This is a genomic window from Enterobacter cloacae complex sp. FDA-CDC-AR_0164 (genome assembly GCF_003071645.1).
GTDB lineage: Bacteria > Pseudomonadota > Gammaproteobacteria > Enterobacterales > Enterobacteriaceae > Enterobacter > Enterobacter ludwigii.
The window spans coordinates 1945305-1972214 of the sequence record NZ_CP028950.1; the positions used below are offsets into that span (position 1 = coordinate 1945305).

The 26910-nt window shown below is 55.4% G+C and carries 20 protein-coding genes; 7 read left to right on the forward strand and 13 right to left on the reverse strand.

All coding sequences use genetic code 11. The features are described 5' to 3' along the window. Positions 1-2: 2 nt before the first annotated feature. Positions 3-4463: a glutamate synthase large subunit gene (gene gltB, locus AM410_RS09555; protein WP_032679060.1), complete on the reverse strand. Its 4461-nt coding sequence runs from the start codon at positions 4461-4463 to the stop codon at positions 3-5. 682 nt (positions 4464-5145) lie between these two features. On the opposite strand from gltB, the gene AM410_RS09560 reads away from it, so the two are divergent. Continuing rightward, complete coding sequence (locus tag AM410_RS09560; protein WP_106504349.1) at positions 5146-6087, forward strand: TIGR01212 family radical SAM protein; 942 nt, start codon at positions 5146-5148, stop codon at positions 6085-6087. Here the strand turns inward: AM410_RS09560 and AM410_RS09565 are convergent. After that, on the reverse strand, positions 6067-7569 hold the full coding sequence (locus AM410_RS09565) for a helicase HerA-like C-terminal domain-containing protein (RefSeq protein WP_108647757.1): 1503 nt from the start codon (positions 7567-7569) through the stop codon (positions 6067-6069). The genes AM410_RS09560 and AM410_RS09565 overlap by 21 nt on opposite strands. 137 nt (positions 7570-7706) lie before the next feature. Between AM410_RS09565 and AM410_RS09570 the strand changes: the two genes are divergently transcribed. Then, complete coding sequence (locus AM410_RS09570) at positions 7707-9353, forward strand: glycerone kinase (RefSeq protein ID WP_032680191.1); 1647 nt, start codon at positions 7707-7709, stop codon at positions 9351-9353. A gap of 81 nt (positions 9354-9434) precedes the next feature. On the opposite strand, the gene ahr is transcribed toward AM410_RS09570, so the two are convergent. The 5 genes from ahr to pepA all read right to left on the reverse strand — a co-directional run bounded on the left by ahr (position 9435) and on the right by pepA (position 16086). After that, positions 9435-10454, reverse strand: coding sequence for an NADPH-dependent aldehyde reductase Ahr (ahr, locus tag AM410_RS09575; protein ID WP_020883520.1), 1020 nt, complete (start codon positions 10452-10454; stop codon positions 9435-9437). Between the two features lie 83 nt (positions 10455-10537). Next, a complete protein-coding gene (locus tag AM410_RS09580; protein ID WP_020883521.1) occupies positions 10538-11041 on the reverse strand; it encodes a GNAT family N-acetyltransferase in 504 nt (167 codons plus the stop codon). Between the two features lie 123 nt (positions 11042-11164). Further along, complete coding sequence (locus AM410_RS09585) at positions 11165-14020, reverse strand: valine--tRNA ligase (RefSeq protein WP_108647759.1); 2856 nt, start codon at positions 14018-14020, stop codon at positions 11165-11167. Beyond that, on the reverse strand, positions 14020-14463 hold the full coding sequence (gene holC / locus AM410_RS09590) for a DNA polymerase III subunit chi (RefSeq protein WP_008502815.1): 444 nt from the start codon (positions 14461-14463) through the stop codon (positions 14020-14022). Before holC ends, AM410_RS09585 begins: the two co-directional genes overlap by 1 nt. 111 nt (positions 14464-14574) lie before the next feature. Continuing rightward, positions 14575-16086, reverse strand: coding sequence for a leucyl aminopeptidase (gene pepA / locus AM410_RS09595; protein ID WP_014171826.1), 1512 nt, complete (start codon positions 16084-16086; stop codon positions 14575-14577). Between the two features lie 266 nt (positions 16087-16352). On the opposite strand from pepA, the gene lptF reads away from it, so the two are divergent. From lptF to mtgA, 5 genes are all read left to right on the forward strand, one after another. Beyond that, on the forward strand, positions 16353-17453 hold the full coding sequence (gene lptF / locus AM410_RS09605; RefSeq protein WP_014171825.1) for an LPS export ABC transporter permease LptF: 1101 nt from the start codon (positions 16353-16355) through the stop codon (positions 17451-17453). Further along, positions 17453-18535, forward strand: a complete 1083-nt coding sequence (gene lptG, locus AM410_RS09610; protein WP_020883523.1) for an LPS export ABC transporter permease LptG — start codon at positions 17453-17455, stop codon at positions 18533-18535. The genes lptF and lptG overlap by 1 nt, the downstream gene beginning before the upstream one ends. 135 nt (positions 18536-18670) lie before the next feature. Continuing rightward, the gene (gene arcB / locus AM410_RS09615) at positions 18671-21004 is read left to right on the forward strand and encodes an aerobic respiration two-component sensor histidine kinase ArcB (protein WP_032679053.1); all 2334 of its coding nucleotides are present in this window, start codon (positions 18671-18673) and stop codon (positions 21002-21004) included. Positions 21005-21234: 230 nt separating this feature from the next. Beyond that, positions 21235-21888, forward strand: a complete 654-nt coding sequence (gene elbB / locus AM410_RS09620) for an isoprenoid biosynthesis glyoxalase ElbB (protein WP_032670144.1) — start codon at positions 21235-21237, stop codon at positions 21886-21888. After that, positions 21885-22610 carry a monofunctional biosynthetic peptidoglycan transglycosylase gene (gene mtgA / locus AM410_RS09625; RefSeq protein ID WP_073396304.1) on the forward strand — a complete coding sequence of 242 codons (726 nt, stop codon included), beginning with the start codon at positions 21885-21887 and terminating at the stop codon, positions 22608-22610. Before elbB ends, mtgA begins: the two co-directional genes overlap by 4 nt. 38 nt (positions 22611-22648) lie before the next feature. Here the strand turns inward: mtgA and npr are convergent, their stop codons facing one another. The 6 genes from npr to lptB form a co-directional block, all read right to left on the reverse strand. Continuing rightward, positions 22649-22921 (reverse strand): PTS phosphocarrier protein NPr, encoded by a 273-nt coding sequence (gene npr / locus AM410_RS09630; protein ID WP_003861872.1) that lies wholly within the window; start codon positions 22919-22921, stop codon positions 22649-22651. After that, the gene (gene rapZ / locus AM410_RS09635) at positions 22918-23772 is read right to left on the reverse strand and encodes an RNase adapter RapZ (protein WP_014171820.1); all 855 of its coding nucleotides are present in this window, start codon (positions 23770-23772) and stop codon (positions 22918-22920) included. The genes npr and rapZ overlap by 4 nt, the downstream gene beginning before the upstream one ends. Before the next feature lie 45 nt (positions 23773-23817). Further along, the gene (gene ptsN / locus AM410_RS09640) at positions 23818-24309 is read right to left on the reverse strand and encodes a PTS IIA-like nitrogen regulatory protein PtsN (protein ID WP_014171819.1); all 492 of its coding nucleotides are present in this window, start codon (positions 24307-24309) and stop codon (positions 23818-23820) included. Between the two features lie 82 nt (positions 24310-24391). Continuing rightward, positions 24392-24679, reverse strand: coding sequence for a ribosome hibernation promoting factor (gene hpf, locus AM410_RS09645; protein WP_014171818.1), 288 nt, complete (start codon positions 24677-24679; stop codon positions 24392-24394). A 22-nt stretch (positions 24680-24701) separates the two neighbouring features. Beyond that, positions 24702-26135, reverse strand: a complete 1434-nt coding sequence (gene rpoN / locus AM410_RS09650; RefSeq protein ID WP_014171817.1) for an RNA polymerase factor sigma-54 — start codon at positions 26133-26135, stop codon at positions 24702-24704. Positions 26136-26182: 47 nt separating this feature from the next. Beyond that, positions 26183-26908 carry an LPS export ABC transporter ATP-binding protein gene (lptB, locus tag AM410_RS09655; RefSeq protein WP_014171816.1) on the reverse strand — a complete coding sequence of 242 codons (726 nt, stop codon included), beginning with the start codon at positions 26906-26908 and terminating at the stop codon, positions 26183-26185. Positions 26909-26910 lie beyond the last annotated feature (2 nt).

A 26910-nucleotide genomic window follows, 5' to 3' on the forward strand; every position in this document is an offset into this window, starting at 1 on the left:
CCTTACTGCGCCTGCACACGCAGCTCTGCTGCGCTACGACTACGGTGACCCAACAGGGCTTTAACATCGCTGGACTTCGGTTTAACCAGCGCGAATTTCGCAGAGAACGCCGGCCAGTTGGCCAGGATCTCTTCGCCGCGCGAAGAACCGGTATGCTGCACGTGTTCGGTAATCAAACCGCGCAGGTGTTCTTCGTGGATAGCCAGCGTTTCAACGTCCAGCACTTCCACCAGTTCAGGGTTCACGCGTTTGCGGAACTCACCGTCTTCATCCAGGACGTAAGCAAAACCGCCCGTCATGCCTGCGCCAAAGTTCACGCCGGTTTTACCCAGGACGCACACAATCCCGCCCGTCATGTATTCACAACCGTTATCACCGATACCTTCAACCACGGTGATGGCACCGGAGTTACGTACGGCAAAACGTTCACCTGCACGACCCGCTGCAAACAGACGACCGCCGGTCGCGCCGTACAGACAGGTGTTACCGATGATGCTGGCATCGCAGCTACGGAAGGCTGAACCGACCGGCGGACGCACCGCCAGCAGACCACCCGCCATGCCTTTACCGACATAGTCGTTGGCATCACCGGTCAGATACAGTTCAACGCCGCCGGCGTTCCACACGCCGAAGCTCTGACCCGCGGTACCGCTGAAGTGCGCGGTAATCGGGTCGGCCGCCAGGCCCTGGTCACCGTGCGTTTGCGCGATGTAACCGGAAAGCGATGCACCGACAGAACGGTCAGTGTTGCGAATATCAAACCAGAACGTTTTGCTCTGCTTGTCATCCACATACGGCTTCGCTTGCTGCAGCAGCTGCGCGTTCAGCACGCCATTGTCGAACGGCGGGTTGTTCTCGGTGCAGTAGACCGCTTTGCCAGGATGTGGCTCGGCAGTTTCCAGCAACTTAGACAGCTCCAGCTTCTGCTGTTTGGCTGTGAAACCTTCCAGCTCTTTGAGCAGGTCGGTACGGCCAATCAGATCCACCAGGCGTTTCACGCCCAGCTGTGCCATCAGCTCACGGGTTTCGCGGGCGATGAAATCAAAGTAGTTCGTCACTTTGAACGGCAGGCCGTGGTAATGGTTCTTACGCAGCTTCTCGTCCTGGGTTGCAACACCGGTAGCACAGTTGTTCAGGTGGCAAATACGCAGGTATTTACAGCCGAGCGCGACCATAGGGCCCGTGCCGAAACCAAAGCTTTCCGCACCCAGAATCGCCGCCTTGATGATGTCGAGGCCGGTTTTCAGGCCGCCATCCACCTGCAGACGGATCTTATGACGCAGACCGTTAGCCACCAGCGCCTGCTGGGTTTCCACCAGGCCAAGCTCCCACGGACAGCCCGCGTATTTCACGGAGGAGAGTGGGCTTGCCCCGGTACCACCGTCATAACCGGCGATGGTGATCAGGTCCGCATAGGCTTTTGCCACACCGGTCGCGATGGTGCCAACGCCCGGTTCGGAAACCAGCTTCACGGAGATCATCGCTTTCGGGTTGACCTGTTTCAGGTCGAAAATCAGCTGCGCCAGATCCTCGATAGAATAAATATCGTGATGCGGTGGCGGAGAAATCAGCGTCACACCCGGTACGGAGTAGCGTAATTTGGCGATATACGGCGTGACTTTATCACCCGGTAACTGGCCGCCTTCGCCCGGTTTTGCACCCTGAGCGACTTTAATCTGAATCACGTCGGCGTTAACCAGATACGCTGGCGTGACGCCAAAGCGACCGGATGCAACCTGCTTGATACGTGAGACTTTGTTGGTGCCATAACGGGCAGGGTCTTCACCACCTTCACCGGAGTTTGAATTGCCGCCGATGCTGTTCATCGCTTCAGCCAGCGCTTCGTGAGCTTCCGGGCTGAGCGCACCGATGGACATTGCCGCGGTGTCAAAGCGTTTAAACAGTTCAGTGGCAGGCTCAACGTCGTCAATGCTGACGGCTTCATCACCCGGGTTCAGCGCCAGCAGGTCGCGCAGCGTCGCCGCCGGACGGCTGTTCACCAGTTCAGCATACTGCTGGTAATCGCTGTACTCGCCGCTCTGAACGGCCTGTTGCAGCGTACGCACCACGTCCGGGTTATAAGCGTGATATTCACCGCCGTGGACATACTTCAGCAGACCACCTTGATCCAGCGGCTTACGTGCCAGCCAGGCGCGTTTCGACAGGTTCATCAGATCCTGCTGGAAGTCAGCGAATCCGGCACCGCCGATACGGCTGATAACACCCTGGAAGCAAAGTGTCGCCACGTCGTCATGCAGACCGACCGCTTCAAACAGCTTCGAGCAGCGGTAGGAGGCGATGGTCGAGATGCCCATTTTGGACATGATTTTGTACAGGCCTTTGTTGATGCCGTTACGGTAGTTCAGCATCACCGTGCGGTAATCTTTGTCGATAGCACGGGTATCCACGAGACGCGCCAGCGTTTCGTAGGCCAGGTACGGGTAAATAGCCGTCGCACCAAAGCCTAACAGCACGGCAAAGTGGTGCGGATCGCGGGCGCTGGCGGTTTCAACAATGATGTTGGCGTCGCAGCGCAGGCTCTTATCGACCAGACGCGTCTGGATAGCACCTACCGCCATTGGGGCCGGTACCGGCAGACGGTTTTTCGCAATATTGCGGTCAGAGAGCACCAGCAGAACGGTACCGTTACGCACCATCTGTTCCGCTTTGTCACACAGCGCATTCACCGTCTCTTCGAGGGTCGCTTCGGTCACGTCGAAAGTGATATCGAGCGTGTCGGCGCGGTAGTGATCCTCTTTCAGGGTGGTGAGCTGTTTGAAATCAGAGTACAGCAGGATCGGCGATTTAAAGGTCAGGCGGTGCGCCTGGCCTTCAGCTTCGCAGAAGACGTTCATCTCGCGACCGATGCTGGTGGCCAGTGACATCACGTGTGCTTCACGCAGCGGATCGATTGGCGGGTTGGTCACCTGCGCAAACTGCTGACGGAAGTAATCATAAATGATGCGTGGCTGGCTGGAGAGCACGGCAAACGGGGTATCGTCACCCATGGAGCCGACCGCTTCCTGGCCATTTTCACCGAGTACGCGGATCACGGAATCCAGCTCTTCGGCGCTGTAGTTAAACTGTTTCTGGAAGCTGGCGAGCGTATCGTCGTCCAGCTCACGACTGCCCACTTCTTCATCCGGCAGATCTTCGAATGGCACCAGGCGACGAACGTTTTTCTCCATCCACTCTTTGTACGGATGGCGGCTCTTCAGATCGTTATCGGTTTCAGCAGAGTGCAGAATGCGCCCACCGCGGGTGTCGATAACCATCAGCTCGCCCGGGCCAACGCGGCCTTTCTCAACCACTTCGTCAGGCTGGTAATCCCAGATACCGACTTCAGAGGCGCAGGTGATGAGCTTATCTTTGGTGATGACGTAGCGTGCCGGACGCAGACCGTTACGGTCCAGGTTACAGGCAGCAAAGCGACCGTCGGACATAACGATGCCCGCCGGGCCATCCCACGGCTCCATGTGCATGGAGTTAAAGTCGAAGAACGCGCGCAGCTCTGGATCCATATCCGGGTTGTTCTGCCATGCCGGTGGCACGAGCAGACGCATGGCGCGCACGATATCCATACCGCCTGCCAGCAGCAGCTCCAGCATGTTATCCATGGAGCTGGAGTCAGAGCCGGTTTCGTTAACGAACGGCGCGGCATCGTGCAGGTCAGGGATCAGTGGCGTCTGGAACTTATAGGTACGAGCACGCGCCCACTGGCGGTTACCGGTAATGGTATTGATCTCGCCGTTGTGCGCCAGGTAGCGGAACGGCTGTGCCAGCGGCCAGCGAGGGACGGTGTTGGTGGAGAAGCGCTGGTGGAAGAGGCAGATGGCCGATTCCAGACGCAGGTCCGCCAGGTCCAGGTAGAAGCGCGGCAGGTCAGCCGGCATACACAGACCTTTATAGATGTTCACCAGGTTAGAGAGGCTACAGACGTAGAACTCTTTGTCGTCCTGGAGACGTTTTTCAATGCGACGACGGGCGATAAACAGACGGCGTTCCATATCACGCGGACGCCAGCCCGCAGGGGCATTAACAAAAATCTGTTCAATTCGAGGCAGCGAGGAGAGGGCGATTTCGCCGAGTACCCCTTCGTTGGTTGGCACATCGCGCCAGCCAACAATAGACAGGGTTTCACGTTGAAGTTCTTCTTCGACGATGCGGCGTGAGGCGGCAGCTTTTTCAGGATCCTGATTCAGGAACAGCATACCGACAGCGTAGTTTTTGGCTAAACGCCAGCCGCGCTCTTCCGCAACGATACGGAAGAAACGATCCGGTTTTTGCAGCAGCAGACCGCAACCGTCGCCGGTTTTACCATCAGCAAGGATGGCACCACGGTGCTGCATGCGGGCCAGTGCGTGAATAGCAGTACGCACTACCTTGTGGCTAGGTTCGCCTTCTATGTGGGCGATCAGGCCGAAACCACAGTTATCCTTCTCAAGGGATTTATCGTACAACATATCAGTGAACCTCCCCAGGCTCGTCGGGCTTCCCACTGAACCGTGGCGCACAGGCACAGAAAGAGCATGGCGACGGGGTTTGCGTTTCATACGCGTACCTCGCATTCGCCCTCTTTTTCATCCTTTCGCGCAGGTAAACAAGTTTGAGGACTTGCTTCAGAGGGAATCTCAATTACTGCATAAATATGATGAGCAGGCTGCTCATCCAGAAAGCTTCCAGCGGATTTCCAACTTATCGGGAATTGGTACACAGGTCAAATGGCAATCTTATTTATACAAAAATGTGCTAAAGAGCTATTAACTATTTGTATATAAAAGAAATTCAACTCTATTTACAACGTTTGTAAGCTGTGGTGAGACGCAGCGGAGTGTGATCTGACTCACTATATGAAAGCGGTATTATCGATGTAGCGTGCTGAATAGCCGTTTTTTAGCAGAATAATTCTCTACGATGAAATGCAAACCCGCATAAAGTCACTGTTTTTCAGTGCTGACGCTATAAGTGAAAAAAACAATCAGAACATAAGGAAAAGTAATCACAACTGGCGTGAATGAAATTGCAGTAATCTTGAGTATTTATTCATAGAGATAAAGGCCGTCCAGGGCGATTGATCCAGGTCATCGCCGACAGAGGCTAAAAATGGCAGGCTTGTCCCCTTTCTTTGGGACGGTCTATCAGATTATGCAGTTACAGAAATTAGTCAATATGTTTGGTGGGGATCTTTTGCAGCGTTATGGGCAAAAGGTTCACAAGCTGACGCTGCATGGCGGTTTTAGCTGCCCGAACCGTGACGGGACGATCGGGCGCGGTGGCTGTACTTTCTGTAATGTGGCGTCTTTTGCTGACGAAGCGCAGCAGCATCGTTCCATCGTCGAACAGCTGTCCCATCAGGCGAGTCTGGTCAACCGTGCGAAACAGTATCTGGCCTATTTCCAGGCCTACACCAGCACATGGGCGGAAGTACAGGTCTTGCGTTCCATGTATCAGCAGGCGGTAAGCCAGGCCAGTATCGTAGGGCTGTGTGTGGGCACCCGCCCGGACTGCGTGCCGGAAGCGGTACTGGACCTGCTTAGCGAGTACAAGGAGCAGGGGTATGAGATCTGGCTGGAGCTGGGCCTGCAAAGTGCGCACGACAAAACTCTGCACCGCATCAACCGTGGACATGATTTTGCCTGTTACCAGCGCACCACACGTCTCGCGCGTGAGCGTGGGCTGAAGGTGTGCTCGCACCTGATTGTCGGCCTGCCAGGCGAAGGGCAGCAGCACGGTCTTGAGACACTGGAAAAGGTGGTCGAGACCGGTGTGGACGGAATTAAGCTGCATCCACTGCACATCGTAAAGGGCAGTATCATGGCCAAAGCCTGGGAAGCCGGGCGCTTAACCGGTATTGAGCTTGATGCGTATACGATGACGGCGGGGGAGATGATTCGGCACACCCCACCGGAGATTGTCTACCACCGCATCTCCGCCAGCGCCCGTCGTCCAACGCTTCTTGCACCGCTCTGGTGTGAGAACCGCTGGACGGGGATGGTGGAAATCGACCGTTATCTGCAAGAGCACGGCGTACAGGGATCGGCGCTTGGTCGCCCCTGGGTTCCCCGCTTACCGGCGGCGACCGCCTAACAGGCTCCCCAGCATGCCGCGTACAATCTGATTCGTGACCTGCCGTGCTGCACTTTTCGCCATGGTCTGCACGACGCCATCGCGTTTGCCGCCGCGTGGTCCGGTTGTACCAAACAGGATATCCTTAAGCCCGCCCAGGATGCCGTCGTCCACGGCAACAGACTGGCCTTTGGCGGCAGGCGCGTCCTGGGATTCGGTGGTGGCCTGTACCCCTTTTTGCAGCATCTCGAATGCCGACTCGCGATCCACGTCGTCCTCATACTTACCATACAGCGGGGAGCGGTTAATCAGGCCGTTGCGTTCATCGTCCGTCACGGGCCCCATCCGGGAGCAGGGGGCAATCACCATTGCGCGCTCCACAACGGACGGGCTGCCTTTTGCATCCAGGAAAGAGATAAGCGCTTCACCGGTGCCCAACGCCTGGATGGCCGCTTCGGTATCAAATGCCGGGTTCGCTCGCATGGTTTGTGCGGCGGCTTTGACGGCCTTCTGATCTTTCGGCGTAAAGGCGCGCAGGGCATGCTGTACGCGGTTGCCAAGCTGTCCCAGCACGTTGTCAGGAATATCGGACGGGTTTTGCGAAACAAACCAGACGCCGACGCCTTTAGAGCGGATCAGGCGGATCACCTGTTCAATCTTATCCAGCAGAACCTGAGGCGCATCGTTAAACAGCAGGTGCGCCTCGTCGAAGAAGAAGACCAGCTTGGGTTTGTCGAGATCGCCGGCTTCAGGTAACTGCTCGTACAGTTCAGAGAGCATCCACAGCAGGCTGGCGGCGTAGAGCTTCGGCATCTGGTAAAGCTTCTCTGAGCTCAGAATATTGATGATGCCTTTCCCGTTACTGTCGGTGCGCATCCAGTCCTTGATATCCAGCATCGGCTCGCCAAAGAAATGTTCGGCACCCTGTTGCTCCAGGGTCAGTAACCCGCGCTGGATGGCCCCGACTGAGGCGCTGCTGATATTACCGTACTGGTTCTGGAACGATTTGGCGTTATCACCGATGTACTGGGTAATGGCCCGCAGATCTTTGAAATCAAGTAACAGCAGACCCTGGTCGTCGGCAATACGGAAGATGATGTTCAGCACACCGGACTGCACGTCGTTGAGGTTGAGCAGACGAGCCAGCAGCAGCGGACCGAGATCGGAGACGGTTGCACGTACCGGGTGACCTTTCTCACCAAAGATATCCCATAACACGACCGGATTGTTGTGCGGTGTCCAGTCCGTGATGCCGATATTTTTGAGTCGGTCGAGCAGTTTTTCGGACGGAGTGCCTTCCTGAGCCACACCGGTTAAATCGCCTTTTACATCGGCCATAAAGACCGGTACGCCGATCTCTGAAAGCGACTCTGCCAGCTTCTGCAGGGTCACGGTTTTCCCCGTCCCGGTGGCCCCGGTGATGAGACCGTGGCGGTTGGCCATCGCGGACAGTAAAAACAGCTCTTTGTCCAGCGTGCGGGCAATTAACAATGGTGTACTCATAATGCGCTTCCTCTCTTAGTCCTCGGTCGAGTATAGGCAACCTGACGGCAAAATGGCTGAGTAAATTGCTGACTTTGCGGCGCATTATCCAGCGCGGACTATGCTTTTGCATACGGTTCACAAAATTTTGGAAAACTATGTCCAGATTCTTCTTTAACGATCGCAAACAGCTGGTCAACGACGCCATCGAAGGCATACTGATTTCGGCACCACACGCTAATCTCGTCAAACTTGATATCGATCCGGCCATTCGGGTGGTGGCGCGCAGCGACTGGGATAAAAGCCGGGTGGCGGTTATTTCAGGTGGTGGCTCTGGTCACGAACCTGCACACGCCGGGTTTGTCGGCAAAGGGATGCTCACGGCAGCGGTGTGCGGTGATCTTTTTGCTTCGCCGAGCGTTGATGCGGTGCTGAACGCCATTGTGGCGGTAACGGGCGATCGGGGTTGTCTGCTGATCGTGAAAAATTACACCGGCGACCGGCTTAATTTCGGCCTGGCGGCAGAAAAAGCCAAGCGCTATGGCCTGAAGGTCGAGATGGTCATTGTCGCCGATGATATTGCCCTGCCGGATAACAAGCAGCCGCGCGGTATCGCCGGTACGGCACTGGTTCATAAAATTGCGGGCTATGCGGCAGAGCACGGCAAATCGCTGACCGAGGTGCGCGATATCGCGCAACAGGCTTGCGATAATCTCTGGAGCCTGGGCGTGGCAATGCAAACCTGTAACCTGCCGGGCAGTGATGATGAAGAGGGGCGGATCAAGCAGGGGCACGTGGAGCTGGGGCTCGGGATCCACGGCGAGCCTGGTGCCTCGGTTGTCGATACGCAAAACAGCAAAGCCATTATCGACACGCTGGTCGAGCCGCTCAAAGCGCAGGCCGGTAACGGGCGTTTTGCGGTGCTTATCAATAACCTCGGCGGCGTGTCGGCGCTGGAGATGGCGTTGCTCACCAAAGAGCTGGCCCACTCGGCGCTGAAAGAGAATATCGCTTATCTGATTGGTCCGGCACCGCTGGTGAGTGCCCTGGATATGAAAGGCTTTTCGCTGACGTTGCTGAAGCTTAACGATCTGTTCGAAAAAGCTCTCCATGAAGAGGTGGAGACGTTGGGCTGGCAGAAGCCGGTGGCGTTTGCGCCGCTGCGCGTGCAGGAACATAGCGCGATCCATGACCGCGTGGAATATACCGCCTCGGATAATCCACGGGTCGCAGAGATCGTCTCCACGGTCACGCAGACGCTGATCCAGCTGGAAAACCGCCTCAATGCGCTGGATGCCAAAGTGGGTGATGGCGATACGGGCTCTACCTTTGCGCAAGGGGCGCGGGATATTGCGCAGCGTCTGGAGAAGAAACAGCTTCCGCTAAATGATGTGTCGACGCTGTTGCTGCTGGTTGGCGAGCGGCTGGCAACGGTTATGGGGGGCTCAAGCGGTGTGCTGATGTCGATCTTCTTTACCGCTGCCGGGCAGACGTTGCACGACGGTCAGCCGTTGCCGGAAGCACTCTTAAGCGGGCTGGCGCAGATGAAGCAGTATGGTGGGGCAGATCTTGGCGATCGCACCTTGATCGATGCCCTGCAACCGGCGCTGGAGGCATTGCAGAAAGGCGACCTTCAGGCTGCTGCGCAGGCTGCGAACGCGGGCGCTGAGGCGACAGCGAATATGGTGAAAGCGGGTGCTGGACGTTCGTCGTATGTCAACAAAGAGAACCTGGAGGGTGTGACCGACCCGGGGGCCGTGGCGGTAGCAGAGGTGTTCAAGGCAATGACCGCAGCAAAACGGTAGCGTTTTGAGTATTACACCCTCTCCCGACGGGAGAGGGTGGCGATGCGTGCAATCAGGCCGCACGCATCCCGCGAGTTCACATCAAAAATCCGCTTTCAACACCACGCGATAACGAGCTTTACCGTCACGCACATGCTGGATAGCTTCGTTGATTTTAGACATCGGATACAGTTCGGTGGTGGGCGCCACTTTAGTGCGTCCGGCAAACTTCATCAGTTTGCGCAATTCGAACGGCGTACCGGTTGCTGAACCGGAGACGCTGCGATCCCCCCCGATCAGCGTAAACGCAGGCACCGGCAGCGGTTTCATCACCGCACCGACGGTGTGGAAGTTACCGCCGTGGGCCAGCGCTTCAAAGTACGGTTGCCAGTCGAGATCGACGTTAACGGTATTGATGATCAGATCAAACTGACCTGCCAGCGATTTGAGCGCTTGCGGATCGCGGCTGTTGACTACCTTATCCGCCCCCATCGCCAGCACTTCTTTCTCTTTGGCCGGGTTCGAGCTAAACGCCGTGACTTCACAGCCCATCGCGTGCAGCAGTTTAATTGCGATATGGCCCAGACCACCAATCCCGATGACACCCACACGGCTGGTGGCGGTGACATGATGCATCAGCAGCGGTTTGAATACGGTGATACCGCCGCACAGCAGCGGACCGGCAGATTCGATATCAATGCTGTCCGGCAGGGGAATAACCCATTGCCAGTCGGCACGCAGTTTATCGGCGAAACCGCCTTTGTTCAGAATGGTAGGGACTGCGCCTTCGAGGCAGTTGATTTGGTTACCGCTGATACAGGCATCGCAGTGACCACAGCTGCGCGCCGTCCAGCCAATACCCACGCGCTGGCCGACCTTCAGCCCTTTGTCCTGTGCGGCGCTACCGAGCGCCACTACGCGGCCAATGACTTCGTGGCCGGCAATCAGTGGATACTGTGAGAAGCCCCATTCATTGTCGATCATGGAGAGATCGGAGTGGCAGATCCCGCAGTAATCAACCTGCACTTCGACGTCTTCTGCTTTTAGGTCGCCCGCATCGTATTCGTACAGCTCAAGTTCTGCACCCGCCTGCGGTGCGGCGTAGCTTTTTATCTTCGACATCGTGTTTCCCCCGTTATGGTGTGAACTGAGAGTGTAGAGCATTCAGTTTACAGTCGCTTAACAGAAGAGGGCAGGAATGCCCTTTACAGAGTTTTCAGCATCCTGACTTCGCAATCGACGTGGCCGGTACAGCCCAGCGGCGCATCAATATGCGTAAAGCCCAGATGTTCATACAGGCCAATGGCCTCTTTGAGGAAGGCGGTTGTTTCCAGGTAACAGCGTTTAAAACCCTGAGTACGCGCATGTTCAAGGGCGATAAGCGCCAGCTTTTTCGCCAGCCCTTGCCCGCGTACCGACGGCAGGAAATACATTTTTTGCAGTTCGCAGATATCCGGCTCGCTGCAGCTTAAAGGCGCCACGCCACCGCCGCCCACGACCTGGCCGTTCTGCTCAATAACCCAATAGGCGTAGCCCGGCTGGCTGTACAGCTGAAACAGCTCATCCAGATTCGGGTCGGCAACGGTATAACCTTTGTCGGCGGTCAGGCCATACTCTGCGGAAACCGTTCGGATAACGGCGGCAATAGCCGGGTTGTCCTGCTCAGTGATCCGACGCATCGTCGTCGCGACGGGGGTAATCACGCTCATAGTCTTACTCATTACAAAAATTGACACACAACTGCTGTTAATAGCACCGCAGTAAAGGGAGCGCAAGCGAGGAGTTTTCAGGAAGGATACCCCTTACGCCCTGAAGCGTAAGGGGTAAAAGCATTACAGGGCTGCAATAACCGCCTGCTGCTCGATCAGTTTGGTCTTAGCATCGGCGAAGGCAACCAGACGCTCACGCTCTTTCGCGATAACCGCTTCCGGCGCGCGGGCAACAAAGCCTTCATTCGCCAGTTTGCTTTCGATTTTGCCAATTTCCACATCGACCTTAGCCACTTCTTTTGCCAGACGAGCCAGCTCAGCGTCTTTGTCGATAAGACCTGCCATCGGGATCAGCAGCTCGGCGCCGTCGATGATTTTGGTCACGGATACCGGACCTTTGTCATCCGCAAGCAGCACGGTGATGCTTTCCAGACGCGCCATGGTTTTCAGGAAGGTGTTGTTCTCGGTGACACGGCGAACAGCAGCCTCACTGCAACCGCGCAGCAGCAGCTCCAGAGGTTTACCCGGGGCGATGTTCATTTCGGCACGGATATTACGTACCGCCACGATCGCCTGTTTCAGCCATTCGGTATCGGCTGACGCCGCTTCATCGACCTTCGCTGCATCGAATTCCGGGAACGGCTGCAGCATGATGGTGTCGGCGTTGATGCCGGCAATCACTTTCACACGCTGCCAGATGGTTTCGGTGATGAATGGAATAATCGGGTGCGCCAGACGCAGCAGACCTTCCAGAACGGTAATCAGCGTGTTGCGCGTACCGCGCAGTTCCGCTTCAGAACCGCCGTTCATTACCGGTTTTGCCAGCTCCAGGTACCAGTCACAGAACTGGTTCCAGGTGAATTCATACAGAATGCCCGCCGCGATATCGAAGCGGTAGCTGTCCAGCGCTTCGCGGAAGGCTTTCACCGTCTGGTTGAACTCTGCCAGGATCCAGCGATCGGCCAGAGACAGGGTCATCTCGCCGCCGTTGAAGCCGCAATCCTGATCTTCCGTGTTCATCAACACGAAGCGGCTGGCGTTCCACAGCTTGTTACAGAAGTTACGGTAACCTTCCAGACGCTTCATGTCCCAGTTGATGTCACGACCGGTTGAAGCCAGTGCCGCCAAAGTGAAACGCAGGGCGTCAGTACCGTGAGGTTCGATCCCATTCGGGAACTGTTTCTCAGTACGCTTGCGGATCTTCTCTGCCAGCTGCGGTTGCATCATGTTGCCGGTACGTTTTTCCAGCAGCTCTTCGAGGGAGATACCGTCAACCATGTCCAGCGGGTCGATAACGTTACCCTTGGACTTGGACATCTTCTGGCCTTCGTCGTCACGAATCAGACCGGTCATGTAGACGGTATGGAACGGAACCTGCGGCTTGCCGTTTTCATCTTTGATGAAGTGCATGGTCATCATGATCATGCGGGCGATCCAGAAGAAGATGATGTCGAAGCCGGACACCATCACGCTGGTTGGGTGGAACTGACGCAGCGCGTCGGTGTTCTCCGGCCAGCCCAGCGTGGAGAAGGTCCACAGTGCGGAGGAGAACCAGGTGTCCAGTACGTCTTCGTCCTGACGCAGGGCAACATCGGCACTCAGGTTGTTTTCCTGACGAACTTCATCTTCGCTGCGGCCAACATAGACGTTGCCTTCGCTGTCGTACCAGGCCGGGATACGGTGGCCCCACCACAGCTGACGGGAGATACACCAGTCCTGAATATCACGCATCCAGGAGAAGTACATGTTTTCATACTGCTTCGGCACGAACTGGATGTCGCCGTTCTCAACCGCTTCAACAGCCGGTTTCGCCAGCACGTCGGCGCGCACGTACCACTGGTCGGTCAGCATTGGCTCGATAACAACACCCCCACGGTCACCGTACGGCACGGTCAGATCGTGAGGTTTGATCTCTTCCAGCAGGCCGAGTGCATCCACTGCAGCGACAATCGCTTTACGCGCGGCAAAACGTTCCATTTTCTGGAATTCAGCCGGAATGTCGCTGGAGTAAACGTCGGATTCGTTACCTTTGGTGTCATACACTTCCGCGCTTTCACGGATATCACCGTCGAACGTCAGAATGTTGATCATTGGCAGGGCGTGACGACGACCCACTTCGTAGTCGTTGAAGTCGTGTGCCGGGGTGATTTTCACACAGCCGGTGCCTTTTTCCATGTCGGCGTGTTCATCGCCCACAACGGGAATGCGGCGGTTAACCAGCGGCAGCACCACAAATTTGCCAATCAGGTCTTTATAACGCGGATCTTCCGGGTTAACGGCCACGCCGGTATCGCCCAGCAGGGTTTCCGGACGGGTGGTCGCTACCACCAGGTAATCTTTACCGTCTGCCGTTTTAGCGCCGTCGGCCAGCGGATAGCGGATATGCCACATGGAGCCTTTAGACTCACGGTTTTCCACTTCCAGGTCGGAGATAGCGGTGCGCAGTTTAGGGTCCCAGTTTACCAGGCGCTTGCCACGGTAAATCAGGTCTTCTTTGTACAGACGGACAAACACTTCTTTAACGGCGTTGGAAAGGCCTTCGTCCATGGTGAAGCGCTCGCGCTCCCAGTCCACGGAGTTGCCAAGACGGCGCATCTGACGGGTGATGGTACCGCCGGATTCTGCTTTCCACTGCCAGATTTTATCGATGAACGCGTCGCGACCGTAGTCGTGGCGGGTTTTACCTTCTTCAGCGGCAATTTTACGCTCAACCACCATCTGGGTCGCGATACCCGCGTGGTCTGTCCCCGCCTGCCACAGGGTGTTTTTGCCCTGCATGCGCTGGTAGCGGATCATGGTATCCATGATGGTCTGCTGGAAGGCATGACCCATATGCAAACTGCCGGTGACGTTCGGCGGTGGGATCATGATGCAGAAGGACTCTTTGCTTTCATCGCCGTTAGGCTTGAAATAGCCCTGCTGTTCCCAGTGCTCGTAAAGCGGCTGTTCGATATCGCGTGGGTTATATGTCTTTTCCATTATTTCCAGGTTGCCGTATTCAGGTTAAAACCAGCCAGGCGGTACGCTTTATAGCGTTCGCGCGCCAGTTGTTTCAAAGATTCTTCGTAAGGGACAAAGTCTACCACTTCTGTGAAAGCGGTGGCAAAATCTGCAAAATCTATCCGCAGGCTAATCAGAATATCGCGCGCGCTGCTGTTGCGCTTTTGCGGCCAGGCAATCTCTACCGGTGCGCCGCCACGAGGGCCTTCGCCAGACAGATTATGCGGAACAAAACTCTCCGGCGGGCGTGCCCAGAGTGCTTCGTCAAGGCGGATGGCCTGCTGCTCATCTTCGCAGGCAATCAGAACGCGTTTACCTGCGCGCCAACGTTCTGCGGCAATTTCACACACCAGCTGTTCAACTGCGCTGAGGCCGTCCTGATGGGTGTCGTTGTCCAGAAGGTAGAACGTTGCATTCTTCATATATGGGGCTTCTTGTTGTGGATTTAAATGCAAGGCCGGGCTGACCCGGCCTACAAACGGCATCTTTCCGTAGGCCCGGTAAGCGTAGCGCTACCGGGCATCTGACGGCAATTACTCTTCGCCGTTAAAACCCGCACGATTGAGCAGGAACTGTGACAGTAACGCGACCGGACGACCGGTTGCGCCTTTGGCCTTACCGGAACGCCAGGCGGTACCTGCGATATCCAGATGCGCCCAGTTGTACTTACGGGTAAAGCGCGCCAGGAAGCAGCCCGCAGTAATTGCCCCGCCAGGACGACCGCCGATGTTCGCCATATCGGCGAAATTAGACTCCAGCTGTTCCTGGTACTCGTCACCCAGCGGCAGACGCCATGCGCGGTCGCCGGCCTGTTCGGACGCGCCAATCAGCTCGTGCGCCAGAGGATTGTGGTTCGACATCAGCCCTGTGATGTGATGGCCCAGCGCAATCACACAGGCACCGGTCAGCGTGGCCACGTCAATGACCGCTTCAGGCTCGAAGCGCTCAACGTAGGTCAGCACGTCGCACAGCACCAGACGGCCTTCGGCGTCGGTGTTCAGCACTTCAACGGTCTGGCCGGACATGGTCGTCAGAACGTCACCCGGACGGTACGCACGACCGCCAGGCATGTTTTCACAGCCCGCCAGCACGCCAATGACGTTAATCGGCAGCTGAAGTTCCGCCACCATACGCATCACGCCATACACTGCTGCTGCACCACACATGTCGTACTTCATCTCGTCCATGCCTTCGGCAGGCTTGATGGAGATACCGCCGGAATCGAAGGTCAGACCCTTACCAACCAGCACAATCGGACGCGCATCTTCAGACGGATTACCTTTGTACTCGATAACCGACATCAGCGACTCATTCTGGGAGCCGTTGCCGACTGCCAGATAGGAGTGCATTCCCAGCTCTTTCATCTGCTGTTCGCCGATGACGCGGGTGATGACATTCTTACTGTAGGCGTCAGCCAGCTGACGTGCCTGAGAGGCCAGATAGGCTGCGTTACAGATGTTAGGCGGCATATTGCCCAGATCTTTTGCGGCTTTAATCCCGGCAGCAATCGCCAGACCGTGCTGGATAGCGCGTTCACCACTGGTCAGCTCGCGACGGGTCGGTACGTTAAAGACCATCTTACGCAGCGGACGACGTGGCTCGCTTTTGTTGGTTTTCAGCTGATCGAAGCTGTACAGGCTCTCTTTTGCCGTTTCGACCGCCTGACGCACTTTCCAGTAGGTGTTACGGCCTTTGACGTGCAGCTCGGTCAGGAAGCAAACGGCTTCCATTGAGCCGGTATCATTCAGCGTATTAATCGTTTTCTGAATAACCTGCTTATACTGACGTTCATCCAGCTCGCGCTCTTTACCGCAGCCAATCAGCAGAATACGTTCGGACAGTACGTTTGGAACATGGTGCAGTAACAGCGTCTGCCCAGGTTTGCCTTCCAGTTCGCCACGGCGCAGCAGGGCGCTGATGTAGCCATCACTGATCTTATCGAGTTGCTCGGCGATCGGGGAGAGTCGGCGTGGTTCAAAGACGCCCACAACGATGCAGGCACTCCGCTGTTTCTCCGGGCTACCGCTTTTTACACTGAACTCCATGCACTACGCTCCTGAATCTTAAAGACAACAGCGGCTGCTACAGATAGAATTGAAACCTTTCGTAACTCATGTCCGCTGTTGTGGTGACTTCGTGTTAATCTTACGTTACTACGGTTTCGACACGTCAGAAAAAGTCCTGAAGCGTGAATCCGCCGGATGTTTTAATCTTAGCGATGATTTCGACGACTCAAGAGAATAAATGACGTTTAAGCCATGAAACAAGCGATTTTCCAGCAAAGAGACGGGTTTTTACGGGCGTATTTAAAGTGATAATCATAAGATATCTGGTGCGGGAGACGCTCAAAAGCCAGCTGGCGATCCTCTTCATCCTGCTGCTGATTTTTTTCTGTCAGAAGCTGGTCAGGATCCTCGGTGCGGCCGTTGACGGCGAAATTCCTACGAATCTGGTGCTTTCCCTGCTTGGTTTAGGGATCCCGGAAATGGCGCAGCTTATCCTGCCGCTAAGTCTTTTCCTCGGTCTGCTCATGACGCTCGGCAAGCTTTATACCGAGAGTGAAATCACCGTGATGCACGCCTGCGGCTTGAGTAAAGCCGTACTGGTGAAAGCCGCTATGGTTCTGGCGCTTTTCACAGGTATCGTTGCGGCGGTGAATGTGATGTGGGCGGGCCCAACGTCTTCCCGTCACCAGGATGAAGTGCTGGCAGAAGCCAAAGCAAACCCGGGTATGGCCGCACTGGCGCAGGGCCAGTTCCAGCAGGCGACGGACGGGAATTCTGTTCTCTTTATCGAAAGCGTGGATGGTAGCCGCTTTAACGATGTGTTCCTTGCGCAGCTCCGCACCAAAGGGAATGCCCGTCCTTCCGTCGTGGTGGCCGATTCGGGTCAACTGTCACAGCGTAAAGATGGCTCTCAGGTAGTGACGCTGAATAAAGGCACGCGCTTCGAAGGCACTGCGATGCTGCGCGATTTCCGCATCACCGATTTCCAGAACTACCAGGCCATTATTGGTCACCAGACCGTGGCGCTCGATCCAAGTGATACCGAGCAAATGGATATGCGTACCCTGTTCAATACGGACAACAACCGTGCGCGTGCCGAATTGCACTGGCGTATCACGCTAGTATTCGCCGTATTTATGATGGCTCTGATGGTCGTTCCGCTGAGTGTGGTTAACCCACGTCAGGGACGCGTGCTGTCAATGTTGCCAGCCATGCTGCTGTACCTGGTGTTCTTCCTGTTGCAGACCTCAATTAAGTCTAATGGTGGTAAGGGTAAAATTGACCCATTCGTCTGGACCTGGGTGGTCAATGGTCTGTATCTGCTGCTGGCGGTGGGACTCAACCTGTGGGATACGGTGCCTGTGCGCCGCATTCGTGCCCGCTTCTCGCGTAAAGGAGCCCTCTAATGCAGGCGTTTGGCGTTCTTGACCGCTATATCGGTAAAACTATTTTTTCCACCATCATGATGACGTTGTTCATGCTGGTGTCGCTCTCCGGCATTATCAAATTTGTCGATCAGTTGAAAAAAGCCGGGCAGGGGAGCTATGACGCGCTGGGTGCGGGCATGTATACCCTGCTCAGCGTGCCAAAAGATGTGCAGATCTTCTTCCCGATGGCGGCCCTGCTGGGTGCGCTGTTGGGCTTAGGGATGCTGGCACAGCGCAGTGAACTGGTTGTTATGCAGGCTTCGGGCTTCACCCGTATGCAGGTTGCACTGTCGGTGATGAAAACCGCGATCCCGCTGGTTCTGTTGACCATGGCAATTGGCGAGTGGGTGGCACCGCAGGGTGAGCAGATGGCGCGTAACTATCGTGCGCAGGCGATGTACGGTGGCTCATTGCTCTCAACGCAGCAAGGGTTGTGGGCAAAAGATGGTGACAGCTTCGTCTATATCGAACGTGTGAAGGGCGATGACGAACTGGGGGGCGTGAGTATTTACACCTTCAATGACGATCGTCGTTTGCTCTCCGTGCGTCACGCCTCTTCGGCCAAGTTTGACGCCGAGCATAAGCAATGGCGGTTGTCGCAGGTGGATGAGTCAGACCTGACCGATCCAAAACAGATCTCCGGCTCTCAGACGGTGTCGGGCATGTGGAAAACCAAACTCACGCCGGACAAACTCGGCGTGGTGGCGCTGGATCCTGACGCTCTCTCCATCAGTGGTTTGCACAACTACGTGAAATACCTGAAGTCGAGCGGACAGGACGCCGGACGTTATCAGCTCAACATGTGGAGCAAAATCTTCCAGCCGTTGTCCGTGGCGGTGATGATGCTGATGGCACTGTCGTTTATCTTTGGCCCGTTGCGTAGCGTGCCGATGGGCGTGCGCGTGGTGACCGGGATTAGCTTCGGCTTTGTGTTCTACGTTCTCGATCAGATCTTCGGCCCGCTGACGCTGGTTTATGGTATTCCGCCTGTTATCGGCGCGCTGCTGCCGAGCGCCAGCTTCTTCCTGATCAGCCTCTGGCTGATGCTGAAACGCTCCTGACAGACCTCTCCTCGCTTCCGGAGAACCGGAAGCGAGGCTAATCTCCTGTTTCACCCCGCACTTTTTCTCACAACCTTCAACGCCCCGCCGCGAATTTGAGTATTATTGAGCGATAAAGTCGTGAAGGGATCCTCTATGAAGCAAATTCGAATGCTGGCCCAGTACTACGTCGATCTGATGATGAAGCTTGGGCTGGTGCGTTTCTCCATGCTGCTGGCACTGGCGCTGGTCGTTCTGGCCATTGTCGTACAGATGGCCGTAACCATGGTTCTGCACGGTCAGGTCGAGAGTATCGACGTGATCCGCTCCATCTTCTTTGGCTTGCTGATTACACCCTGGGCGGTCTATTTCCTCTCCGTGGTGGTTGAACAACTGGAGGAGTCCCGTCAGCGCCTGTCAAAACTGGTCGATAAACTGGAAGAGATGCGCGATCGCGATCTGAAGCTCAACGTTCAGCTAAAGGATAATATCGCCCAACTGAACCAGGAGATTTCGGATCGTGAGAAGGCGGAGGCTGAGCGCCAGGCGACGCTGGAGCAACTGAAAATCGAAATGAAAGAGCGCGAGGTGACGCAGATCCAGCTTGAGCAGCAATCCTCTTTCCTGCGCTCGTTCCTTGATGCATCACCGGATCTGGTTTTCTACCGTAATGAAGATAAAGAGTTTTCCGGCTGTAACCGGGCGATGGAACTGCTGACCGGGAAGAGCGAGAAGCAGCTGATTCACCTGAAGCCGCAGGACGTATACTCCGAAGAGGCGGCCGCCAAAGTGATGGAGACGGACGAAAAAGTGTTCCGTCATAACGTTTCGCTGACCTATGAACAGTGGCTGGATTACCCCGACGGGCGCAAAGCCTGCTTTGAGATCCGTAAGGTGCCGTACTACGACCGCGTGGGGAAACGCCACGGTCTGATGGGGTTTGGCCGCGATATCACCGAGCGTAAGCGCTATCAGGATGCCCTTGAACGTGCCAGCCGCGATAAAACCACCTTCATCTCCACCATCAGCCATGAACTGCGTACGCCACTTAACGGAATTGTCGGCCTGAGCCGCATTCTGCTGGACACCGATCTCACCGCAGAACAGGAAAAATACCTTAAAACCATCCATGTCTCAGCGGTCACGCTGGGGAATATCTTCAACGATATTATCGATATGGATAAGATGGAACGCCGCAAAGTGCAGCTTGATAACCAGCCGGTTGATTTCACCGGTTTCCTTGCCGATCTGGAAAACCTGTCGGGTTTGCAGGCGCAGCAGAAGGGGCTGAGCTTTGTCATGGATCCCACGCTGCCGCTGCCGCACAAGGTCGTTACCGACGGCACGCGTCTGCGCCAGATCCTGTGGAACCTTATCAGCAATGCGGTCAAATTTACCCAGAAGGGGCAGGTCTCGGTTCGTATCCGCTATGACCAGGGCGACATGCTGCACTTTGAGGTGGAAGACTCCGGCATTGGTATTCCGCAGGAAGAGCAGGACAAAATCTTTGCGATGTACTATCAGGTGAAGGACAGCAACGGCGGCAAGCCCGCTACCGGCACGGGAATTGGTCTGGCGGTGTCTAAACGCCTTGCGAAGAGCATGGGCGGTGATATTACCGTCGCCAGCCATCCGGGCAAAGGCTCAACCTTCACGCTGACGGTGCACGCGCCGGCGGTGGCGGAAGAGGTGGAAGATACCTTCGAAAACGACGATATGCCGCTGCCTGCGCTGCATGTCCTGCTGGTGGAAGATATTGAGCTTAACGTAATTGTCGCACGCTCTGTCCTGGAAAAACTGGGCAACAGCGTGGATGTGGCGATGACCGGTAAAGCCGCGCTGGAGATGTTTAAGCCGGGTGAATATGATCTCGTTCTGCTGGATATTCAGTTGCCGGACATGACCGGGCTGGATATTTCCCGTGAACTGACGAGCCAGTACGCTGCCGACGAACTGCCGCCGCTGGTGGCGTTGACGGCGAACGTGCTGAAAGATAAAAAAGAGTACCTCGATGCCGGTATGGATGATGTACTTAGCAAGCCGCTGGCGGTGCCTGCCCTGACCGCCATGATCAAGAAGTTCTGGGATACCCATGATGAAGAGGAGAACACCATGACGTCTGTGGATAGCGCGAAAGCCCAAACGATACTCGATACCGCGATGCTGGAGCAGTACATCGATCTGGTTGGTCCAAAACTGATTACCGACGGTCTGGCGGTATTTGAAAAAATGATGCCGGGCTATCTGAGCGTGCTGGAGTCAAATCTGACAGCGCGGGATCAGAAAGGCATTGTGGAAGAAGGACATAAAATCAAAGGTGCGGCCGGCTCGGTCGGCTTACGTCACCTGCAGCAGCTGGGACAACAGATTCAGTCACCTGATTTACCTGCCTGGGAAGATAACGTAGGTGATTGGGTTGAAGAGATGAAACAAGAGTGGCAGAACGATGTGGCGGTGCTTAAAGCCTGGGTGGACGCCAGAAAAAAATGACCCCGGCTTAACCGGGGTGCGCGAATACTGCGCCAACACCAGGGAAATTGTGGCTGCGCCTGTTTTTTGTGTTGTTTTCGTATGGACGCCGCCTGAAAATTTAGGCCGCACGCAAATAAGATAGCAAATCTTAAATGGTTTGTTACAGGAATCAGTGAAATGTGTGAAGCATAGCGTTTTAATCAAAATTAATTATGTGCTTCAGCGAGTTGCAGAGAAGGATCGTCATGATGAAAAAGATTGGTGTCGTACTGAGCGGATGTGGCGTTTACGATGGTTCTGAGATACACGAAGCCGTCATCACATTGCTGGCCCTGGCAAGAGAGGGGGCTGAAGTCATTTGCTTCGCGCCAGACAAAAATCAGGCTGATGTCATTAATCATCTGACCGGGGAGCCGATGGCGGAAACCCGTAACGTCCTGATTGAAGCCGCGCGTATTGCGCGTGGCGAAATTCATCCTCTGATTCAGGCGGACGCCGCAGAGCTTGATGCGTTAATTGTGCCGGGCGGGTTTGGGGCGGCTAAAAACCTCAGCACGTTTGCCACGCAAGGCGCCGGGTGTCAGGTTGATCCGCATTTAAAAGCGTTATCACAGGCCATGCATGCGGCGGGTAAACCGCAGGGCTTTATCTGCATCGCTCCGGCCATGCTTCCCACAATTTTTGATTTCCCGCTGCGCCTGACCATCGGGACCGATATTGATACAGCGGAAATCATCGAGGAGATGGGAGGCGAGCACATCCCTTGTCCGGTGGATGACATTGTGGTGGATGAAGACAATAAAATCGTCACCACACCTGCGTATATGCTGGCGCAGACTATCGCGGAAGCCGCTTCAGGCATTGAAAAGCTGGTGGCCAGAGTGCTGGTGCTGACTGAATGAGGCGTCAATTCGCCGCAGGCGCCTGGGTAAAACGTATTCTTTGGCGTGCCGTGCTGGTGCTGGCGGTGTTCTGGGGCGGCGGACTGGCATTATTCAGCATTCTGCCGGTTCCGTTTTCTGCCGTGATGGTTGAGCGTCAGCTGAGCGCGTGGTTCACCGGTGACTTCAGCTATGTTGCCCACTCTGACTGGGTGAGCACAGATGAAATCTCCCCGTGGATGGGGCTGGCGGTGATAGCGGCGGAGGATCAGAAATTCCCGGAGCACTGGGGGTTTGACGTGGCGGCAATCGAGAAAGCGCTCGCCCATAATGAACGCCATGAAAACCGCGTGCGCGGCGCATCGACGCTGTCACAACAGACGGCCAAAAACCTGTTTTTGTGGGATGGCCGCAGCTGGGTGCGAAAAGGGCTGGAAGCCGGATTGACGCTGGGGATGGAAACGGTCTGGAGCAAGAAACGTATTCTGACGGTCTATCTGAACATTGCCGAGTTTGGTGATGGCGTGTTTGGTGTCGAAGCCGCGTCGAAGCGATATTTCAATAAACCTGCCAGCCGGCTGAGCCTCTCTGAAGCTGCGCTGTTGGCCGCGGTCTTGCCTAACCCAATTCGCTTTAAGGCTGATGCCCCCTCAGGCTATGTGCGAAACCGACAGGCGTGGATCATGCGCCAGATGCGGCAGCTGGGAGGAGAAGAGTTTATGGCGAGAAATAAATTGATGTAAGGCGGGTAAGCGTAGCGCTACCCGCCATGAAAGAGGCGTTAGTCTTCGTCAAACCCGGCGTTAAACAGCGCAATCACCGCCGCCAGCGCTTCCTCTTCCTGTGGACCGGTAGCTTCTACTTCAATCTGGCGGCCTTTGGCGGAGTCCAGCATCAGTAGCGCAATTACGCTGTTCGCTTCCGCCTCGGTACCTTCATCGTTACGCAGCAGAACTTCTGCATCGAAACCCTGCATCAGCTCAAACAGTTTCATCGCCGGACGTGCATGCATGCCCAGCTTATTGGTGATCTCAACGGTTTGTTTTACGGTCATGTTTTACGTTTTTCCAGCGTGCGATGACGGGACTGAACGTTCTTTCCGCGTGAACGGAAATAGTCGGCCAGCTGTTCGGCGATATAGACCGAACGATGTTTACCGCCGGTACAGCCAATCGCCACGGTCAGGTAGCTACGATTGTTTGTCTCCAGCATAGGTAACCATAGCTCAAGGTAGCTTCGCGTCTGGTAGATAAAATTGTGAACTTCTGTGTGTCTGTCGAGGAAGGCCGCGACGGGCTTATCGAGACCGGTCATTGGACGCAGCTTCGGATCCCAGTGCGGGTTCGGCAGGAAGCGCACGTCGAAAACATAATCCGCATCGATAGGAATACCGTGCTTAAAGCCGAATGACTCGAACACCATCGTCAGTTCACGCTCGCGTTTGCCCAGTAAACGGGTACGCAGCATTTCCGCCAGCTCATGCACGGACATTTCGGACGTATCGACAATCAGGTCAGCACGGGAACGCAGCGGTTCCAGCAGATCGCTCTCTTCGTCGATAGCACTTTCCAGCGAGAGGTTCTTGCTGGAAAGCGGGTGCAAACGACGGGTATCGCTGTAGCGACGGATCAGAGTATTGCGGTCTGCATCGAGGAACAGCAGCTGAGGCGAGAATGAATCAGGCAGGTTGCTCATTGCCTGTTCAAAGATTTCTGGCGATTCAGGCATGTTACGAACGTCGATACTGACGGCGGCAGAGATTTGCCTCTCCGCAAGCGTGCGTGCCAGGTCGGGCAACAGCACGACCGGCAGGTTATCTACGCAGTAAAACCCCATGTCTTCCAGCGCGCGCAGGGCCACGGATTTCCCGGACCCTGAACGGCCACTGACAATCATCAGCACCATGTTCCGTTTCTCCTCAGGACAACAGATGTGAAGGCCATCTCCTGGTTATGCATCATCCTGATTGCCTTCTGCTTCAGTGATAATTTGATATAGCTCTTCATCACTTTGGGCTGCGCGCAGTCGACGGCAAATGGTTTTATCGGCCAGGCGTTTTGCGACCAGCGAAAGCGTATGCAAATGGGTTTTCGTCTGGTCGGCAGGCACCAGCAGCGCGAAGAGGAGATCGACGGGCTGATTATCGATGGCATCGAAGGCGATAGGCGTCTCCAGCTGCACAAACACACCGACGGCACGCAGGGTGTCCTCTTCCAGTTTGCCGTGCGGGATCGCGATGCCGTTGCCGATGCCGGTACTGCCCATTTTTTCACGGGTCAGGATCGCTTCGAACACGACCTGCGGCGGCAGGCCCAGCTGTTTTGCGGCCAGTTCACTGATGATCTCCAGCGCACGTTTTTTGCTCTGGCAGTGAACAGCACTGCGCGTACATTCCTGGTTAAGGACATTGCTCAGTTGAAGAGCGGAATCGTTGTTCATCATAATTTCACCTAAGCGCTAACTGTACAAACGGCCTGTTGTGTTTCACAACAGGCCTTCCTGCACCCGTTAACTGCCCGGACAATTAGTGTTGTTTCAGTTTGTCTTTATGTTTATTGAGCTGTCGTGCAAGCTTATCAATCAAGCCGTCGATAGCAGCGTACATGTCTTGCCCTTCCGCACTGGCATGGAGCTCACCCCCGTTGACATGCAGGGTCGCATCCGAGATATGAGTCACTTTCTCCACTTTCAATACAACATAGACCTGGTTGATCCTTTCGAAATACTGCTCGAGTTTCGCGAATTTAGCATTCACAAAATCACGTAAAGCCTCAGTAATCTCGACGTTATGTCCTGTGATATTGAGCTGCATAGTGTCTTCCTTATCGGTTGTGTCAGACCAGCTGTTTACGCTGGTTAGACGGCGGAATGGATAAAGACTCTCGATACTTCGCAACAGTTCGGCGTGCCACCATAATACCCTGGTCGGACAGTATGGTGGTTAACTTACTGTCGCTCAGTGGCTTCGCGGGGTTCTCCGCGGCGATCAACTTCTTCACCAGGGCGCGAATGGCCGTTGACGACGCTTCACCGCCGCCCTCGGTATTCACATGGCTGGAGAAGAAATACTTAAGCTCAAAAATACCGCGTGGGCTGTGCAGATACTTCTGCGTGGTCACGCGGGAAATGGTTGATTCATGCATCTCGACGGCCTGGGCGATATCCGCCAACACCATCGGTTTCATATACTCTTCACCCTGCTCAAAGAACGCCTGCTGCTGTTCGACAATACAGCGGCTTACGCGGAGCAGCGTATCATTTCGGCTCTCCAGACTTTTGATCAACCATCGCGCTTCCTGCAAATTGCTACGAATGTATTGATTATCGGAGTCGTTACGCACGCTGGTGCACATGGAGGCATACTGCTGGTTGATTTGCAGGCGAGGGATGCTGTCCGAGTTCAGTTCAACGACCCAGCGGTCATTGTGTTTTCTGACCAGCACATCCGGGATGACGTACTCGGGTTCGCTGGTCTGAATGGACTGACCGGGGCGCGGATCGAGGGACTGAATCAGATTGACCGCCTCTTTCAGCACCTCTTCTTTCAGGCGCGTGACGCGCATCAGGCTGCGGAAATCGTGATTGGCCAGAAGATCCAGATGGTCGCTGATGATCAAGCGGGCTTCATCAAGCCATGGCGTCTCTTTGCTGAACTGAGAAAGTTGGATAAGCAGGCAGTCGCGCAGATCTTTTGCGGCCACCCCAACCGGATCGAAACGCTGAATGCGCTTCAGAACGGCTTCTATCTCCTCGAGTTCAATCTCTTCGTCACCCATGCTTTCCAGAATTTCGTCCAGCGTGACGGTCAGATAACCGGTGTCATCCACGGCATCGACAATGGATGTCGCGATCGCGCGGTCGGTATCGGAGAAGGGGGTAAGTTCCACCTGCCACATCAGGTAATCCTGCAGTGACTGGGTAGTTTCACCCTGATAAACCGGTAGCTCATCGTCCTGGTAGTCTGCACGCGTACCGGAAGGGGTTCCGGCGGTGTAGATTTCATCCCAGCTGGCATCCAGCGGAAGCTCGTCCGGCATCTCTTTTTGTTCGAGCGCATCGGCGGTGTCGAGTGCTTCAGTATCCTGCGACTGCTGGGTATCTACCTCTTCATGAAGATCGGCTTGCTCCAGCAACGGATTGCTATCCAGCGCTTGCTGGAGCTCCTGCTGGAGTTCTAAGGTGGACAGTTGCAACAGGCGAATCGCCTGCTGTAGCTGCGGCGTCATCGCCAGTTGTTGGCTGAGCCGTAATTGCAAACCTTGCTTCATGTTCAGAGCATTTTTCTCCGGTTCGGCGTTACATTACCTCTACCCTATCAGAGTCTGAAGTCTTCCCCAAGGTAGACACGCTTAACATGATCATCTTCGAGGATCTGCTGCGGCGTACCGTGGGCGATCAGATTGCCCTGGCTCACGATGTATGCGCGTTCGCACACGGCCAGCGTTTCACGGACGTTATGGTCAGTGATCAGTACGCCAAGCCCGCTGTCGCGCAGATGCTCAATGATACGTTTAATGTCGATAACGGAGATGGGGTCAACGCCTGCAAACGGTTCATCCAGAAGGATAAATTTCGGGTTTGCAGCCAGCGCACGCGCAATCTCAACGCGACGGCGTTCACCGCCGGACAGCGCCTGACCGAGGCTGTCGCGAAGATGTTCGATATGGAACTCTTCCATCAGCTCGTTAGCCCGGTCCTGACGCTGTTCGCTGGTCAGATCGTCACGAATTTGCAGGACGGCCATCAGGTTATCGAAGACGCTCAGGCGGCGGAAAATGGAGGCTTCCTGCGGCAGATAGCCGATACCGCGACGCGCACGCGCATGCAGCGGCAGAAGACTGATATCTTCATCATCAATGACGATGTTGCCCGCATCGCGCGACACGATACCAACGACCATGTAGAAAGTTGTGGTTTTGCCCGCACCGTTAGGGCCAAGCAGGCCTACAATTTCGCCGGAGTTGACGGTCAGACTGACATCTTCTACGACACGGCGGCCCTTGTAGGCCTTCGCGAGATTTTTTGCAGTTAATGTTGCCATAA

What these genes read in the sequence shown, in the direction of transcription:
- gltB (WP_032679060.1), bottom strand. Translation starts at nt 4,463, where the DNA reads ATGTTGTACGATAAATCCCTTGAGAAGGATAACTGTGGTTTCGGCCTG.
- AM410_RS09560 (WP_106504349.1), top strand. Translation starts at nt 5,146, where the DNA reads ATGCAGTTACAGAAATTAGTCAATATGTTTGGTGGGGATCTTTTGCAG.
- AM410_RS09565 (WP_108647757.1), bottom strand. Translation starts at nt 7,569, where the DNA reads ATGAGTACACCATTGTTAATTGCCCGCACGCTGGACAAAGAGCTGTTT.
- AM410_RS09570 (WP_032680191.1), top strand. Translation starts at nt 7,707, where the DNA reads ATGTCCAGATTCTTCTTTAACGATCGCAAACAGCTGGTCAACGACGCC.
- ahr (WP_020883520.1), bottom strand. Translation starts at nt 10,454, where the DNA reads ATGTCGAAGATAAAAAGCTACGCCGCACCGCAGGCGGGTGCAGAACTT.
- AM410_RS09580 (WP_020883521.1), bottom strand. Translation starts at nt 11,041, where the DNA reads ATGAGCGTGATTACCCCCGTCGCGACGACGATGCGTCGGATCACTGAG.
- AM410_RS09585 (WP_108647759.1), bottom strand. Translation starts at nt 14,020, where the DNA reads ATGGAAAAGACATATAACCCACGCGATATCGAACAGCCGCTTTACGAG.
- holC (WP_008502815.1), bottom strand. Translation starts at nt 14,463, where the DNA reads ATGAAGAATGCAACGTTCTACCTTCTGGACAACGACACCCATCAGGAC.
- pepA (WP_014171826.1), bottom strand. Translation starts at nt 16,086, where the DNA reads ATGGAGTTCAGTGTAAAAAGCGGTAGCCCGGAGAAACAGCGGAGTGCC.
- lptG (WP_020883523.1), top strand. Translation starts at nt 17,453, where the DNA reads ATGCAGGCGTTTGGCGTTCTTGACCGCTATATCGGTAAAACTATTTTT.
- arcB (WP_032679053.1), top strand. Translation starts at nt 18,671, where the DNA reads ATGAAGCAAATTCGAATGCTGGCCCAGTACTACGTCGATCTGATGATG.
- elbB (WP_032670144.1), top strand. Translation starts at nt 21,235, where the DNA reads ATGAAAAAGATTGGTGTCGTACTGAGCGGATGTGGCGTTTACGATGGT.
- mtgA (WP_073396304.1), top strand. Translation starts at nt 21,885, where the DNA reads ATGAGGCGTCAATTCGCCGCAGGCGCCTGGGTAAAACGTATTCTTTGG.
- npr (WP_003861872.1), bottom strand. Translation starts at nt 22,921, where the DNA reads ATGACCGTAAAACAAACCGTTGAGATCACCAATAAGCTGGGCATGCAT.
- rapZ (WP_014171820.1), bottom strand. Translation starts at nt 23,772, where the DNA reads ATGGTGCTGATGATTGTCAGTGGCCGTTCAGGGTCCGGGAAATCCGTG.
- ptsN (WP_014171819.1), bottom strand. Translation starts at nt 24,309, where the DNA reads ATGATGAACAACGATTCCGCTCTTCAACTGAGCAATGTCCTTAACCAG.
- hpf (WP_014171818.1), bottom strand. Translation starts at nt 24,679, where the DNA reads ATGCAGCTCAATATCACAGGACATAACGTCGAGATTACTGAGGCTTTA.
- rpoN (WP_014171817.1), bottom strand. Translation starts at nt 26,135, where the DNA reads ATGAAGCAAGGTTTGCAATTACGGCTCAGCCAACAACTGGCGATGACG.
- lptB (WP_014171816.1), bottom strand. Translation starts at nt 26,908, where the DNA reads ATGGCAACATTAACTGCAAAAAATCTCGCGAAGGCCTACAAGGGCCGC.